Annotated in this window: 18 protein-coding genes; all 18 read right to left on the bottom strand. The window is 59.4% G+C overall.

Going from position 1 to position 14,983, the window contains the following annotated elements:
- Positions 1-39: 39 nt before the first annotated feature.
- Entirely contained in the window at positions 40-342 is a 303-nt protein-coding gene (locus AOP6_RS04620) for a rod-binding protein (protein WP_155875446.1), read from the bottom strand.
- Positions 343-476: 134 nt separating this feature from the next.
- Positions 477-1,583 carry a flagellar basal body P-ring protein FlgI gene (locus AOP6_RS04615; RefSeq protein WP_155875445.1) on the bottom strand — a complete coding sequence of 369 codons (1,107 nt, stop codon included), beginning with the start codon at positions 1,581-1,583 and terminating at the stop codon, positions 477-479.
- A gap of 32 nt (positions 1,584-1,615) precedes the next feature.
- Positions 1,616-2,308 carry a flagellar basal body L-ring protein FlgH gene (locus AOP6_RS04610; protein WP_155875444.1) on the bottom strand — a complete coding sequence of 231 codons (693 nt, stop codon included), beginning with the start codon at positions 2,306-2,308 and terminating at the stop codon, positions 1,616-1,618.
- 1 nt (position 2,309) lies between these two features.
- Positions 2,310-3,263, bottom strand: a complete 954-nt coding sequence (gene flgA, locus AOP6_RS04605; protein WP_213194761.1) for a flagellar basal body P-ring formation chaperone FlgA — start codon at positions 3,261-3,263, stop codon at positions 2,310-2,312.
- A gap of 11 nt (positions 3,264-3,274) precedes the next feature.
- Entirely contained in the window at positions 3,275-4,063 is a 789-nt protein-coding gene (flgG, locus tag AOP6_RS04600) for a flagellar basal-body rod protein FlgG (protein ID WP_155875442.1), read from the bottom strand.
- Between the two features lie 27 nt (positions 4,064-4,090).
- Positions 4,091-4,822, bottom strand: a complete 732-nt coding sequence (locus tag AOP6_RS04595; protein WP_155875441.1) for a flagellar hook basal-body protein — start codon at positions 4,820-4,822, stop codon at positions 4,091-4,093.
- Positions 4,823-4,888: 66 nt separating this feature from the next.
- A complete protein-coding gene (locus AOP6_RS04590; RefSeq protein WP_155875440.1) occupies positions 4,889-5,296 on the bottom strand; it encodes a hypothetical protein in 408 nt (135 codons plus the stop codon).
- Between the two features lie 9 nt (positions 5,297-5,305).
- Positions 5,306-6,043 carry a FliA/WhiG family RNA polymerase sigma factor gene (locus AOP6_RS04585; RefSeq protein WP_155875439.1) on the bottom strand — a complete coding sequence of 246 codons (738 nt, stop codon included), beginning with the start codon at positions 6,041-6,043 and terminating at the stop codon, positions 5,306-5,308.
- A gap of 2 nt (positions 6,044-6,045) precedes the next feature.
- Entirely contained in the window at positions 6,046-6,957 is a 912-nt protein-coding gene (locus AOP6_RS04580; protein ID WP_225897357.1) for a MinD/ParA family protein, read from the bottom strand.
- A gap of 10 nt (positions 6,958-6,967) precedes the next feature.
- Positions 6,968-8,221, bottom strand: a complete 1,254-nt coding sequence (gene flhF / locus AOP6_RS04575; protein WP_155875438.1) for a flagellar biosynthesis protein FlhF — start codon at positions 8,219-8,221, stop codon at positions 6,968-6,970.
- On the bottom strand, positions 8,211-10,304 hold the full coding sequence (gene flhA / locus AOP6_RS04570) for a flagellar biosynthesis protein FlhA (RefSeq protein WP_155875437.1): 2,094 nt from the start codon (positions 10,302-10,304) through the stop codon (positions 8,211-8,213). The genes flhF and flhA overlap by 11 nt, the downstream gene beginning before the upstream one ends.
- Positions 10,301-11,365, bottom strand: coding sequence for a flagellar biosynthesis protein FlhB (gene flhB, locus AOP6_RS04565; RefSeq protein ID WP_155875436.1), 1,065 nt, complete (start codon positions 11,363-11,365; stop codon positions 10,301-10,303). Before flhB ends, flhA begins: the two co-directional genes overlap by 4 nt.
- 8 nt (positions 11,366-11,373) lie before the next feature.
- Positions 11,374-12,150, bottom strand: a complete 777-nt coding sequence (gene fliR / locus AOP6_RS04560; RefSeq protein ID WP_155875435.1) for a flagellar biosynthetic protein FliR — start codon at positions 12,148-12,150, stop codon at positions 11,374-11,376.
- Between the two features lie 8 nt (positions 12,151-12,158).
- Positions 12,159-12,428, bottom strand: a complete 270-nt coding sequence (gene fliQ / locus AOP6_RS04555; RefSeq protein ID WP_155875434.1) for a flagellar biosynthesis protein FliQ — start codon at positions 12,426-12,428, stop codon at positions 12,159-12,161.
- Between the two features lie 70 nt (positions 12,429-12,498).
- Positions 12,499-13,239, bottom strand: a complete 741-nt coding sequence (gene fliP / locus AOP6_RS04550; RefSeq protein ID WP_155875433.1) for a flagellar type III secretion system pore protein FliP — start codon at positions 13,237-13,239, stop codon at positions 12,499-12,501.
- On the bottom strand, positions 13,236-13,613 hold the full coding sequence (locus tag AOP6_RS04545; protein ID WP_155875432.1) for a flagellar biosynthetic protein FliO: 378 nt from the start codon (positions 13,611-13,613) through the stop codon (positions 13,236-13,238). The genes fliP and AOP6_RS04545 overlap by 4 nt, the downstream gene beginning before the upstream one ends.
- 5 nt (positions 13,614-13,618) lie before the next feature.
- Positions 13,619-13,957 carry a flagellar motor switch protein FliN gene (gene fliN / locus AOP6_RS04540; protein WP_155875431.1) on the bottom strand — a complete coding sequence of 113 codons (339 nt, stop codon included), beginning with the start codon at positions 13,955-13,957 and terminating at the stop codon, positions 13,619-13,621.
- Positions 13,938-14,951, bottom strand: coding sequence for a flagellar motor switch protein FliM (gene fliM, locus AOP6_RS04535; protein WP_213194760.1), 1,014 nt, complete (start codon positions 14,949-14,951; stop codon positions 13,938-13,940). The genes fliN and fliM overlap by 20 nt, the downstream gene beginning before the upstream one ends.
- Positions 14,952-14,983: the final 32 nt, after the last annotated feature.

Raw genomic sequence — 14,983 nt, 5'->3', positions numbered from 1 at the left:
GCTGGTTGGTCGAAGGGCAAACTATCTTTTTTCCACAATTTATTTGGATGAAAGCTGCCGATACAGCACCTCGGCAATACCCATCCCTTGCCCTTTGGACGCTTGCGTGGCGATTTCCTGATCGAGCAGGCTCTGATAAATTTCGTCAGCATTGCCTTTTTCGATAAGGCCCCCTTGCGGGACGGACTGGCGCATCGCCTTGAACATGGAGGCGAGGAAGATGGCTTCGAATTCCTGGCAGGTCTTTTTGAGCGCCTCGGGATCGTCTCGCTTGACGTTTTTGGTCGGTGCTTTGGCATTGGCCTGTGAGAGAAGGATTTGCGGGTCGACGTTTATTTTCATGAGTCAAAACCTTTTAGACTACCCACCACCAAGACACGGAGACACCATGTAACCCATTGGGAATTGGAATTTTTCTTGGTGCCTTGGTGTCTTCGTGGTGAGTGCTTTTCGAGATTTAAAAGGGGACCACCCTTTTACAGAATCTCCAGATCGGCATGCATGGCCCCGGCGGCTTTGATGGCTTGGAAGATAGCGATGAGGTCGCGGGGGGTGGCGCCAATGGCGTTGAGGGCGCGGGCGATTTCGCCGATACTGACGCCGGGGTCGACGACCACGAGGGCGCCCCCTTCCTCGGTGACCTCGATGCTGGTCTGCGGTATGACCACGGTCTCCCCTTCACTGAAGGGATCGGGCTGGGACACTTGGGCTGATTCAGTGATAACCAGGCTCAGGTTGGCGTGGGAGACAGCCACCGTGGAGAGACGAACTTCCTCACCCATGACGATGGTGCCGGTCTTTTCGTTGACCACGATTTTGGCCAGGGCATCGGGGGTGACATTGAGACGCTCGAGGGCGGCGACGAAGTCGACGGTGCGGCCAAGGTAGGCGCGGGGAATGCCGATTTCGAGGCTGCCGCTGTCGAGAGTATAGGCGGTGCCGCGCCCGAAACGGGAATCGATAACGGCCGCCATGCGCGACGCCGTGGTGAAATCGGCGGTTTTCAGGCGATAGACGAGACGGTTCTGATTGGGCAGGGCGAAGGGAACCTCACGCTCCACCAGGGCGCCGCCAGGAATACGGCCGACAGTAGGATGATTCTTCTGCACTTTGGCCGCATTGCCACCGAAAGCGAGAGCGCCGACCACCAGAGGCCCCTGGGCGACAGCATAGACCTGGCCGTCCGGTCCCTTGAGGGGGGCCATCAGCAGAGTGCCGCCGGCGAGGCTGTCGGCGTCACCCAGCGAGGAGACGAGAACATCAATGGTGGTTCCGGTCTTGGCGAAGGGCGGCAGCTGGGCGGTGACGATTACAGCGGCGACGTTGTCCACTTTGACCTTGCTGCGGTCAACAGTCAGCCCCATGTTTTCCATCATGTTGACGAGGGACTGAATGGTGAATTCGGTGCTGGCGCTGTCGCCGGTCCCGTTAAGACCGACCACCAGGCCATAGCCGACCAACTGGTTGTTACGCACCCCTTCAAGGCCGGCGATGTCTTTGATGCGCGCAGCCCCGGCGACAGCAGGCAACATCATGGTGGCCAACGCGAAAAGGGCAAACAGGCCTGTAAGAATTCGTTTCATAGGCTTACCTCTGCTGCACCACAAACGGGCGGCTAAAAAGGCCAGACGTTGTCAAGGACGCGCACGAGCCACCCCTGCTTCTGCTTATCACTGATCACACCCTTGCCGGTGTAGGTAATCTGCGAGTCGAGGATGTACTTGGAGTCGACAATATTATCGCGGGTGACGTCGGCCGGCCGCACCAGACCGGTAAGACGGATAATCTGGTCTTCGTTGTTGACCCGCACGTTTTTGCCCCCTTCGATGCGCATATTGCCGTTGCCGAAAACCTCGATCACCCGCACGGTGAGCGTGGCAACCAGATCCTCTTTACGGCTGGTGGAGCCGCTGCCCTGAAAGCTGTTTTCGTACTCGGTGCCGATAAGGCTGGCGGGGTTGATGGCGCTGTTGATCATGCCGATGTTCTTTTCGATGCCGAAGAGATTGTCGATCCCGGCGGAGGCGCTGCTGGAACGGCCCGTGCTGGTCTTGGCTTCCTTGCTGGCGCTGGCCCGCTCGAAAATGGCGACAGTGAGGATATCGCCGACCCGCCGAGCCTTGTGATCGGCGAAAAGATCGTTGTTGCCGGCGTTCCACAGGGAGCCGGGAGCCGAGGGCTCTACCGGGGGCTCCACCATCGCCGCGGAAGGGGTCAGGGGCGGCGGTGGATCCATGGCCGGCTGATGCGAGGCGCAACCGGCGGCGAAAAGGCTAAAGACACAAAGCAGGGTGATGGCTTTTTTCATATCAGAACTCCACTTCCACCACGCCGGGAGCAATCACCCGACAGTGAACATCTTTCTGCGAGCTGGTGTTGCGTACCTTGATGACATCCCCCTTCTTACCATCTTCACGGGCCAGTCCGGTGGCGCTGATGGTCAGCGATCCACGGCTGGCGACGATGGTCACAAGCTCGCCGCGCTGAACCATGGGGGGAAATTCGATGCTGTAACATTCGATGGGCTCACCGGCGGAAATGGTACGCCGCACCTTTTTGCCGATCAGCTCATCCAGATCCTGGCAGGGCTCGCGCAGCCTCCCCAGTTCGGCCTCGACCAGCTGCAGGTCGCCTTGACCGATAATCTGCCCTCGGCGAAGCTCGGTCGTCGCCACGACCAGTTGGGCCATGGCCTGCATCTGGACGCGCACGGAGAGGTTTTTGACTACGCGGCCGTCAATGCGAAAGATCAGGGTGAAACGGTTGCTGTTGACGATGGCCGGATCGGAGGGGATGACGTCAACCTGGAGCTTGCCTTGGGGCAAGACGAAGGGGGCGATGCGCCCGACGATTTCCAGCGAGGTAGCGGTGGAAGCCAGGTTGTCCTGCTGCGACTTGAGGTAGTCCTGCAGAATCCGGTTGATGTGGGCCTGGTCCACGGTAATGCCGGCACGGATGACCCGAACTTCCTCGGCGCCGCCCCAGGCGGCCTCCGCCAGATCGGGATTCGTGCGCTGGACATAGGCCCGAATATCGGCGGCCTGGTGCAGCTCTTCTTCGCCGGGAGCCGGGGCGCGAAACAGGGTCAGGTCTCCCAGCAGGCGGTTTTCGTTGGTATCGGGAAGAATCTGCGCCACTTCGCCCAGCAGCAGGATTTCACCCTGGGCCTGGGCCTGGGGACGAAAGCGAATCTCCAGGGCCAGGGCGGCCGTTGCCTGTCCGCAGAGCAGGAACAGCGTCAGCATGAGCCATAAGCGCGTCATGATCATTCCGCCTAGCGGATCAGTCCGTTGGTCATCTGCAGCATCTCGTCGGCGGTGCGGATGGCCTTGGAGTTTACCTCGTAGGCGCGCTGGCCGGCGATCATGTTGACCATCTCTTCCATGACGCTGACGTTGGAGCCTTCCAGGAAACCCTGGCTGATCAGTCCCAGACCTTCGGTGCCGGCGACGCCGGCTACCGGCACCCCGGAACTGATGGTTTCAGCGTACAAGTTGCGGCCGAGGCTGGAAAGTCCTGCGGGATTACTGAAGCGCACCAGTTCGATGACACCGACCTGGGCCGGTGCGCCCTCGCCATCGAGAAAGACTTCAACATCGCCCCCTTCCCCGACGGAGATGCGGGTCGTATTCTCGGGGATGACGATTTCAGGAAAGAGCGGATAACCTTCCGAGGTCACCATGCGGCCGACGCTGTCCTTCTTGAAGGAACCGTCACGAGTATAGGCGGTTTCGCCGTCGGGGAGGATCACCTGAAAGAAACCGGTGCCTTCGATGGCCAGATCTAGCTCATTGCCGGTGCTCTGCATGTCGCCGACGGTGAAGATCTTCTGCACGGCGGCCACTTTGGCGCCGAGGCCGATCTGGATGCCGGTGGGAATTTCACCGCCGTCGGCGGTCGTGGTGCCGGCCATGCGGGTGGTCTGGTAGAGGACGTCCTGGAAGTCGGCCCGGCTCTTCTTGAAGCCAACGCTGTTAACGTTCGCCAGATTGTGCGCGATCACGTCCATGTTCACCTGTTGGGCTTCCATGCCGCTCGATGCTGTCCACAATGCCCTGATCATAATTTATGTCTCCTCGCTGTAGGCGTCTTAACCAAGCAGACCGATTTCGTTGGCCTTGCTTGAAAGGTCGTCAAAGGTTCTCATCATGCGCTGGCAGGCCTCGAAAGCGCGATTGGCTTCGACCATGCGCACCGTCTCCGCCATCATATTGACATTGGATTCTTCAATCTTGCCCTGATGAACAACAGGCTCGGCCACCGCCTGCGGCTCAGGCGCATTGCCGGTGGGTGCAAAAAGGCCATCTCCCCGGCGTTCCAGGCTGCCAAGATCGGCAAAGCCCATGACGGCCACCTGGCGGAAGTCGCCCTCACCCACATTGACACGCCCGCGCTCGTCGATTTCTACATCAGGACTGGGCAGCACGATGGGCTGGCCCGCATCATCCAGGACATTCATGCCGGCACCATTGACCAGCTGCCCCAGACTGTTGAGATTAAAGTTGCCCTGACGCGTATAGAATTCTTCGCCATCGGCCCCGCGCACCCGAAAGAAACCCTCTCCCTCGATAGCCAGATGGGTGCCGATGCCGGTCGGAGTAAGCGCTCCCTGACCAAAATTCGTAAACCCCTGGCGAACCTCCGTCAGATTGATGCCGCGGATTTCGACACCGGTCCGCGTCCGCTCCAGAATTCCTTCAAAAGCACTTTCTCCGCCCTTGAAACCGGCGGTACGGCTGTTACTCATATTGTCGCTGATGGTATCCATCAGGTTCATGCGGGCCATCGCGCCCGACATGGCGCTGTAAATTCCTGAACTCATGGCAACCTGTCCTTTCTCTTGACTGTCCAGATACTCTTCGACAGGAAGAGGCCGAATCTTTAGGCGTTACTGGTTTCGTCTCGCTACCTGGGCCAGCCGCACCAACTGCTCCGCCTCACGGGGAGAGATATCAAGCACATCGGCGATTTCTTCCGCCTTCATACCGTGCCCGGCCATGGAAGCGAGATAGCGATATTTTTCCGGCAGACTGCTGCCAACGGCAGACATATCCAAGCGGGCTTTGAGCTGGGCCCGCAGCTGCTCTTTATCCGGAATGGCGCCAGCCTGGGGCTGGTGGGCTGATGCCCTGCTCTCCAGCAGATCCAGGCGGGCCAGAGCATCGTCCAGATGTTGGCGCAAGGCCCCATTCTGCCGATCCAGGCGGCGCAAGCGCACCAGCAGCAGAAGTAAAACCATGCAGGTGAGCAGCCAGAGGGCAGAGGCGATAACGAGAGCGATTTCCTGCAAAGACATAGGCATGACCTAACGCTGACGTTTCTGCATCTTGACTTTGAGCTTGAGCAGGGCCTGGCTATGAAGCTGGGAGACACGTCCTTCAGAGAGCTCGAGCACTTCGGCAATCTCCTTCTGACTCAGTTCCTCATAATAGTAGAGAGAGACGACCAGCCGCTCCTTTTCCGTCAGCTTTTCCAGATGCGCGGCCAGTTCATGGGTCAACTGGTGCTCGGCCAACTGCTCTTCGGGATTCTTGCCGTCGGGATCTTCGAGACTGTCGAGGAAGCTGCGTCCTTCGTCTGAATCATCCAGCGTCTCGTGCAGACTGACGCAGCCGAGATGGCCAATTTGCCCGAGGGTATCCCGATATTCGTCCAGAGCGATGCCCATGGCCTCGGCCACCTCTTCCTCCTCGGGGCTGCGGCCAAGCTGATGCTCGAGCACATTCATCGCGTCCGCCACCCGCGACTGCTTGTCGCGCAGTGAGCGGGAAAACCAGTCCATCTTGCGCACTTCATCAAAGATGGCGCCGCGAATGCGATGCTCGGCAAAGGTCTTGAACAGGATGCCGCGGGAGGGATCGAAACGATTGGCCGCGTCGAGCAGACCCATCATAGCGGCGCTGGTGACGTCGTCGCGGGTGAGAAAAGACGGTACCTGGCACATCATGCGATCGACCACCAGGCTGACCGTCGGCAGATGCGACTGGATCAGCCGGGAGCGCTCATCGCCCTCTGTCTGGCCATATCCAAACGCTTTGTTCATGTCTAGCCTCCGCTGCCGAAGGACATGATCTTCTTCCAGAAAAACTGCAGAGACCCCTTGGCCTGGGATTCGCGCGAACCGGAGGTAAGCTGGCCGGCCAGCGATTCAAAGGCGGCGCTCACTTTGGTGGTGGGAAAGAGCTCGACCATCACCCGCTGCCGGCGTACCGCCTCGTGCATGCGGCGATCGAAAGGGATGCCACCGAGAAAATCGATGGAAATGTCGAGATAGCGCCCTGAGACCATGGTGAGCTTGCGGTAGACATCCAGGGCCTCGTCGTTGTTGCGCACCGAGTTGACGATAAGGTTGAAGCGTTTTTCGTGATACTGGATGGAGAGGAGCTTCATCAGCGCGTAGGCGTCGGTGATGGCCGTCGGCTCGGGCGTGGTGACCACCAGAATGTCCTGGGCGGCCACGTTGAAATAGGTGACGTTTTCGGAAATGCCAGCCTCGGTGTCGATGAGGACGATATCGAATTCGCCGTGCAGATTGTCGAGGTCCTCCATGAAGCGCATCTTCTGGGTGGAATCGAGACGGGTAAATCTCTGCACTCCCGATCCAGCGGGCAGGATATGAATACCGGCCGGCCCTTCGACCATAATGTCCTGCAGGCTCTGTTCGCCGGCAAAAAAATGGTTCAGATTGTAGCGCGGGGCCAGACCGAAGACGACGTCGACGTTGGCCAGACCAAGGTCGGCATCGATAATCAGGACCTTTTTCCCCAGGCGAGCCAGCGACACGGCCATGTTGGAAACGACGGCCGTCTTGCCAACTCCGCCCTTGCCGCTGGTCACGGAAATGACGCGGGTCGTCTTCGTTTCAGCCACGGCCGCCTTGTCCTTGCCGGCCAGCCGGCCCGAGAGAGAGCGCAGAGTGCCTGCCTGGTCCACATATTTCTGTACTGTTTCCATCATCGGCAAATCCTTACTCTTTTCCCAGAATGAGTCCGGCCACCCGGCGGGCTTCGGCCAGCATGAGATCTTCAGGAACCCTTTGGCCATTGCCCAGGTAGGAAATGGGGAAATTATGGCGCGTCGGCACATTGATCAGGGCACCCAGGCTTTCGCACTCATCCAGCTTGGTAAACATGAGGCTTTTAAGGCCGAGCCCCTGAAAACGGCGGATCACTTCGCCCAGGTCGCGTTCGCGGGTGGTGGCGGAAAGCACCAGGTGGTTCTCAATAGCATAATCGGGGTGCAGAAATTCACCGAGCTCGCGCAGACTGACATCGTCTTTGGGACTGCGGCCGGCGGTGTCGATGAGGATAAGGTCCTTGTCCCGGTGGCGGGCAAAAACCTGCTCCAGCTGCTCGGGCCGCACGACCACCTCGACGGGAACATTCATGATTTCGCCGTAGACCTTGAGTTGCTCCACGGCGGCGATACGGTAGGTGTCGATGGTGACCAGGGCAACGCTCTGCCCTCCCTGCAGGAGATAGTCGGCTGCCAGCTTGGCGATGGTCGTCGTTTTGCCGACGCCGGTGGGCCCAACCAGGGCGAGGCGACGGGCTTCGCCGGGACGGACGATCGGGCCACTGACCTGGACGAGGTCAGTAAGGGCGTCGTGAAAGAAACTGTTGAGCACACCGGGGCTGTAGACCTGCTGCGGGGTCAGCTTCTCGCCGGCATAGCGGGCGATGGTCTCCGCGACCTCGTCTTCGAGACCAAGGGCGCTGAGTTCGGCCATGACCGGTGCCAGCCAGGCATCCTGTCCTTTGCGCGCCGGCGCCGTGGGCGCCGTCCAGCGTGGTGCCGCCGGAGCAGGTTCGGGCTTGCGCTCGGCCATCTCTCGTACGAAACCCTGCACCAGCGAACGCAGCTCGTCGATTTCGCTGCGCAGCGTGTCGACAGGAGCACTGGCAGCCTGGGTGCGGCGGGTGGGCGGCTCCTCGACCGCCGGGGTGCCCTGGCGGCCGGCCCAGATATCCTCATAGCGGATATCGTCGGCGACACTGGCGTAGGCCCGCGCCGGTCTGGCAGCGGCCACCGGCCTGTTCGGGGCCGGTTTGGCGGCTTCCGGCTCGATGGCAGCCGTTACCTCCAGCAGGGGCTTGCCGAAAAAGCCACCGCCTTTACGCACGGTACGGGTGGAAAGGATGAGGGCGTCAGGTCCCAGGGTTTCCTTCACCATCCTCAGGGCCGTAGCCATGGTTTCCGATTGAAAGACTTTAACTTGCATTCAATTTCACCGTTCCGATGGATCTGACTTTAAGATTAGGGGCCACCTCATTGTGAGAGATGACCGCCAGCGACGGCAGATAGCGTTCGGTCAACCTTTTGACATGCGGTCGGATTGTTGGCGGACACAAAAGCACGGGTTCACTGGTTCCACTAAACCGCCCCAGGTTCTCACTCAAGCCTTCGAGGATGGACTGGGCCGTACGCGGATCGATATTGAGAAATGCCCCCTGGTCCGTCTGCTGTACCGCTTTCTGCAGGGTCTCCTCAACGCTGCGATCGAGGGTGAGCAGCGGCAGCACATTGTCGTCCTGGGCATAACGGGCGCTGATCTGCCGCCCGAGGGCCTGTCGCACCTGCTCCGTCAGCATATCGACATCCTGCGTGGAGGGTGCCCAGTCGGCCACCGTTTCCAGGATGGTGCGCAGATCCCTTATGGAAACCTGTTCGCGCAATAAATTCTGCAAGATACGCATGAAGCCCCCCAGACTGATCAGGTTGGGGACCAGCTCCTCAACCAGCTTCGGATAGCTCTTGGCAAGGTTATCTAGCAAGTTCTGTACCTCTTGCCGGCCAAGCAGCTCGTGGGCGTGTCTTTTTATGATTTCGCTGATATGGGTGGCAATGACTGTGGTGCAGTCGACCACCGTGTAGCCGGCCATCTGCGCCCGTTCTTTCTTGTCTTCGGCGATCCAGGTGGCGGGCAGGCCGAAAGCCGGTTCCACCGTCTGCACCCCTTTGAGATTCTCAGTGGCCAAGCCCGGGTTCATGGCGAGGTAATGGCCAGGAAGCATCTCGCCGCCGGCAATGGAGACTCCCTTGAGCAGAATGCGGTACTCGTTGGGCTTGAGCTGCAGATTGTCTTTGATGTGCACCGGTGGCACGATGAAACCCATGCTCACAGCAAACTGCTTGCGGGTCGAGCGGATGCGGGCCAGCAGTTCGCCATCCTGGGCGGCGTCGACGAAGGGGATCAGACCGTAACCGACTTCCAGCTCGAGCAGGTCCACCGCCAACATCTCCTCATAATCTTCCTTCTCCTCCGTGCGTGTTTCGGGCTCGACCGGCAGGCGAGCGACGCGGTCGGCTTCCTTGACCTTTTTGTCAATGCCATAGGCCAGAAAGGCCAGGGCGATGGAGAGGAGCATGAAGGGCAGAAAAGGCAATCCCGGAATGAGGGCAAAGCCCAGCAATACACCGGAGACCACCCAGATGGCGCGGGGGTGCAGGGAGAACTGCTTTTTGATATCCGAGCCGAAGTCACCTTCGCCGGCGGTGCGGGTGACCAGAATACCGGCCGCCGTGGAGATGATCAGGGCCGGCACCTGCCCCACCAGGCCGTCCCCGACGGTGAGGATGGTGTAGTTCTGGGCCGCCTCCAGCATGGGCATGCCCTTCTGCATGACGCCGATGATGAAGCCGGCGCCGATATTGATCAGGGTGATGAGGATACCGGCGATGGCGTCGCCGCGCACGAACTTGCTGGCACCATCCATGGCACCGTAGAACTCGGCCTCCATGGCGATTTCCTTACGGCGGGTACGGGCCTCCTGTTCATCGACGAGGCCGGCGTTGAGATCGGCGTCGATGGCCATCTGCTTGCCGGGCATGGCGTCGAGGGTGAAGCGGGCGGCGACCTCGGCCACGCGCCCGGCCCCCTTGGTGATAACCATGAAGTTGATGACCACGAGGATGGAGAAGACAACAATGCCGACCACGTAGTTGCCGCCGACGACAAACTGGCCGAAGGAGGCGATCACGGAGCCGGCGGCTGTCGGTCCCTGGTCGCCGTTGAGCAGAATAAGCCGGGTGGAGGCGACATTGAGGGAGAGGCGAAAAAGGGTGGTGGCCAGCAGCACCGAGGGGAATATACCGAAATCCAAAGCCCGGGCGGTATAGAGGCTGATGATCATGATGAGCAGGGCCAGGGTGATATTGAGGGAGAGGAAGATATCGAGGAGGATGGCCGGCAGCGGGATGATCATCACCAACAGGATGGACACCAAGCCCAGAGCGACCATGATGTCGCTGCGCAGCAGCATCTCTTTGAAGTTTATCGAGCGGAGCGTGCTTACGTTTATCATCCCTTGTTCCTCTTTATGTTATAGACATAGGCCAGTACTTCGGCCACGGCTTTGAACATCTCTTCGGGGATTTCCCGACCGACCTCCACCTTGTACAGCGCCCGGGCCACGGGAACGTTTTCCACCATGGGGACGTTGTGCTCGCGAGCAATGTCGCGGATGCGCATGGCCACATGATCGGCGCCCTTGGCCACCACCTGCGGCGCCTCCATCTCCCCGCGCCGGTAGGCCAGGGCAATGGAGAGGTGGGTCGGGTTGGTGATGATGACGTCTGCCTTGGGCACCTCGGCCATCATGCGCTTGCGGGCGACCTGCTGCTGAATGGAGCGGATGCGCGACTTGATGTAGGGGTCGCCTTCCGTCTGTTTGTACTCTTCTTTCTGCTCCTGCTTGGACATCTTCATTTTCTGTTCCATTTCCCAGCGCACGAACAAAAAATCGAGTACGGCCAGCAAAATAAGGACACCGCTGCTCTTGAGCAGGACCAAACCGCCGACCCGCCCTACGTAACGCACCGTTTCGCTGACATCCATATCGATAAGATAGAGGGCCTGTTCGAATTCGGCGCTGATGGCGCGAAAGGCGATAACCCCGACCAGCAGGACTTTAGCCAAAGATTTGACAAGTTCGACCAGGGATCGTTTGGAAATGAACTTTTTGGCCCCTTCGATAGGGTCGAGCTTCTTGAGATCGGGAACCAGGGGCTTACCGGTGAAGAGCCAGCCAATTTGCAGGTAACTGGCGAGAAATCCGGCTACCAGCACCAGAATGAGGGGCGGCGCCAGCATCAGGGCCATCTTGCCGAAGGTGGCTGTCATCAAATTGACAACATACAGAGGCGTCGTTTCGAAATCGCCGGCGCTGCGCCAGAAGGTCGCCACCAGCTTGGAGAGCTGCCCCCAGAAAAGAGGCGCATAAAAGAACCAGAGCAGCAGCGAGGTGGTCAACAGAGCCGCCGTCTGCACTTCACGGCTCTGGGCTACCTGCCCTTTTTCACGAAATTCCTGGCGCCGCTTATCCGACGCCTGTTCTGTTTTTTCCTGACCGCTGTCCTCAGACATCGCCTACCTCAAAGCAGCTCAAAAAGCAGCATGAAACGGTCACCAAGCGCATTGAACTCGCGTCCCAGCATCGAAACCAGCACATTGAGGGTCAGTCCCATGACAATAAGCGAGAGGCCGATATTGACCGGGAAGGAAATCATGAACACGTTGAGCTGGGGGAACACTCTGGAGAGAATCCCCAGCACAAAACTGGAGAGCAGCAGCACGGCCAGGATGGGCGCGCTGAATTTCACCGCCAGCACAAACATCCCCGAGGTCAGGGTCATCAGGTAGGGGACGGCCTCGCCGGAGAAATCGACACCGCCCGGCGGCAGCAGTTCATAGGAGTAGACAATGGCCCGCAGAAAAATGTGGTGAATGTCCAGCGCCAGAAAAACGAGAATGGCGAAGACGTTCTGCAGCTGGGAGATGAGGGCGATCTGCCGCTGGTTCTGCGGATCGAAGACGTTGGCGGCGGCAAACCCCATCTGGAAACCGATGATGGTGCCACCGAATTCCGCTGCCGTGAAGATGAGGCGAGCGATGATGGCCACAAGGACGCCGAAAAGGGTCTCCCCCGTCACCAGCACAGCCAGACTGACAGGATGAAAAGATTGGGCCGGAATGTAGGGAGCGACGACAGGGTAGACCAGCAAAGAGACCATCACCGCCAGGCCGACGCGCAGCTGCATGGGAGTCTGGCCACCGCTGAAGACGGGCAGGGCGGCGATCAGGGCGCCGACCCGAGCCAGGCAGATCAAAAAGCTCTGAAATTGTTCCACGGGGATGAGCGGCAGTTCCACAGCGTTTCTCAGCCTCCGACAGTGGCCAGCCCTTCAAAGATGCCCAGCGTGAAGGCGAGCATGATTTTGATCATCCAGGGGGCGAAGATAAGCAGGGTCACCAGTACCGCCACGATTTTGGGGATAAAGGTCATGGTCTGCTCGTTAATCTGCGTGGCGGCCTGAAAAATACTGATGAGCAGACCGATGATCAGGGCGGCCAGCAGCATGGGGGCGGCCATAAGCAAAACCGTCTCTACCGCCTGGCGGCCTATGTCAACAACGAATTCCGGAGTCATGGTATTTCCCGAGGAACGCGGTTCTCAGGCGGTCGGGCATCATCCCTGCCGCCTGAGACCCGGACTTCCGTCAATAGAAACTCTGTACCAGCGAGCCGACCACCAGGGCCCAGCCATCGACCAGGACAAAGAGAAGAAGCTTGAAAGGGAGTGAAATAATAATCGGCGGCAGCATCATCATCCCCATGGACATGAGCACCGAGGCGACGACCATGTCGATGACCAGAAAGGGGATGAAGATCATGAAGCCCATCTGGAAGGCCCGCTTGAGTTCGGAAAGCATGAACGCGGGAATCAGGCTCAGGGTCGAAATGTCGGTGCGCGTTTCGGGGGTCGGCTGCTTGGCGATCTCCATGAGCAGCGCCAGGTCCTTTTCGTCCGTGTGGGCGAACATGAATTCGCGCACGGGAACCAGGGCCAGGTCAAGAGCCTGCTCCTGGCTGATGGTCTCGGCCAGATAGGGCTGCAGGGCTGTATCGTTGACCTGGTTGTAGACCGGCGCCATGATGAAAAGAGTCAGGAAAAGAGCCAGCCCGATGATGATCTGGTTGGGCGGCATCCCCTGCGTCCCCATGGCCTGACGCACAAAGGACAGCACGATGACGATGCGGGTGAAGGCCGTGGTCATGAGCAGGATGGCCGGCGCCATGGACAGGATGGTGAGAAGCAGCAGCACCTGCATGGCGGTGGAAACCTGTTGGGGACTTTCGGCGTCGGCTACCCCGAAGGTGATGGTCGGCAGCGGTGCGGCCTGCACCAGGGCCGGCAGCAAAAGCAGGATGGCAAGCAGCCACAAAAACCGCGTCTTCATTGACCGCTCTCGATTTCGGTGCGCAGGTTCTCCTCAAAAGAGTGCTGCCGTTCTTTAGGGCCCAGAGGCGTCAGCAGCTCGACCCGTTCACTGCCGACACCGAGCAGGAACTCCCGGCCGCGAATTTCCACCAGACAGATGGCCTTGCGCGGAGCCAGATGACGCATCTCGATGATCTTAATCGCCCCCCCTTTGGCGGCCGGCAGAAAACCGAATCCCTTTCGGCTGGCCGCATAGAGCAGCAGCACCAACCCCAAGACGACGCCCAAAGCCGCCAGCATTTTCAGAGAAGAGGCCAACAGACTGCCAGATTCGGCAGCCAGTGCCAGGGAAGGCCAGAGCCACAGAACGGGAAAAGAAAGAAGCCTCAGCATGGTGTTCAGCCCAGCTTCTCGATGCGCTCGGCAGGGCTGACCACGTCCGTCAGTCGCAGGCCGAACTTGTCGTTGACCATGACCGCCTCGCCCCGGGCGATAAGGCGCGAGTTGACATAGACGTCCAGGGGTTCCCCGGCCAGTTTGTCCAGTTCGATGACGGAGCCCTCCCGCACCTGCAGCAGGTCTTTGATGAGCAGCTTGGACCGCCCTACCTCGACGGAAAGCTGCAAAGGGACATCGAGCAGAAAGTCGAGATTGCGCAGTTCTTTCTTTGACGCGGCGCTCTCGTCCGCTGTCTCTGCGGCGGCGGCTTTGGAGTCTTTATTCTCTGTCTTTTCCATCGTGCACTCCCTCTGGGATAATCCGGCTGGTGACGCGGACGGCTTTTTTCCCGTTGCGCGCGCCTACCATGCCCTCGAATTTCGGTTTATTTTCCACCAGCAGGCGGATGGGGCTGTTCGGTTCACAGCCCAGGTCAATAATGTCTCCGGCCTGAAAATTCAGGATATCCCGCACCGACAGGGATATCTCGGCAAACTGGCCGGTGACATTGGCCTTCAGGCGAGCCAGATCGCTCTGCAGCGTAGACTTCCAATCGTCGCCGCGCAGAGAGGTAATGGCCAGAATGCCGTCCTTGAGCTTCTCGCGGAAAGGCTCCAGCGAAAAGAAGGGAATCATCAGGGTAATCTTGCCCGGCGTCTTGTCGACGGTGACATCGAACTCAGCCGCCATGACATCCGTATCGGGGGCCACGATGTTGACCATGCGTGAACTCGCCTCGATATTGACCAGGGTCACCGTCAGCTCTTCCAGTGGCCGAAAAGCCTTCTGCATGTCGCCGCAGGCGTCTAGCATGAGCCCCCGCAGGACATTCATCTCGATGGCTGTCAGTGAACGGGACAGCGCCATAGGTTTGACGTCGGAAGAACCGCCGAGCATGGCTTCGAGAAAAGAGAAGGAAAGGGAGCCATCAAAAACGAACAGACCGGCACTTTTCAGCGGATCAAGTTTGATGACCCCGATGGCGTTGTGGTCGCCAAGCTGCTGCACAAAGGGATCAAACTCCAGGTAGTCGAGCTTGCCCCGCTTGATGGTCACCGACCGCTGCAGGCGACTGGAGAGGGACAGGCTGTAATTGCGGGTGAAGGCATCGAGAATGATGTCGAAATTATTGATGCGATAGCGCCCCGCCCCACCGGCACCAACCAGATCGATCCGGCTGACAGCCCGCTTCTGCTGCGGTGTCTCCTCCGAATCGAGCTCGGTGTCGAGATCCCCGTCGCGTACGGCGGAGAGGAGTTCGGCAATTTCGTCTTTGGTCAGGATGCGTTCCACGAAGGACCCCTTGCTGCTATGCCCGACGGGCA

Source organism: Desulfuromonas sp. AOP6 (assembly GCF_009731355.2).
Lineage (GTDB): Bacteria > Desulfobacterota > Desulfuromonadia > Desulfuromonadales > SZUA-540 > SZUA-540.
This window is presented reverse-complemented; position numbering and strand designations above follow the sequence as displayed.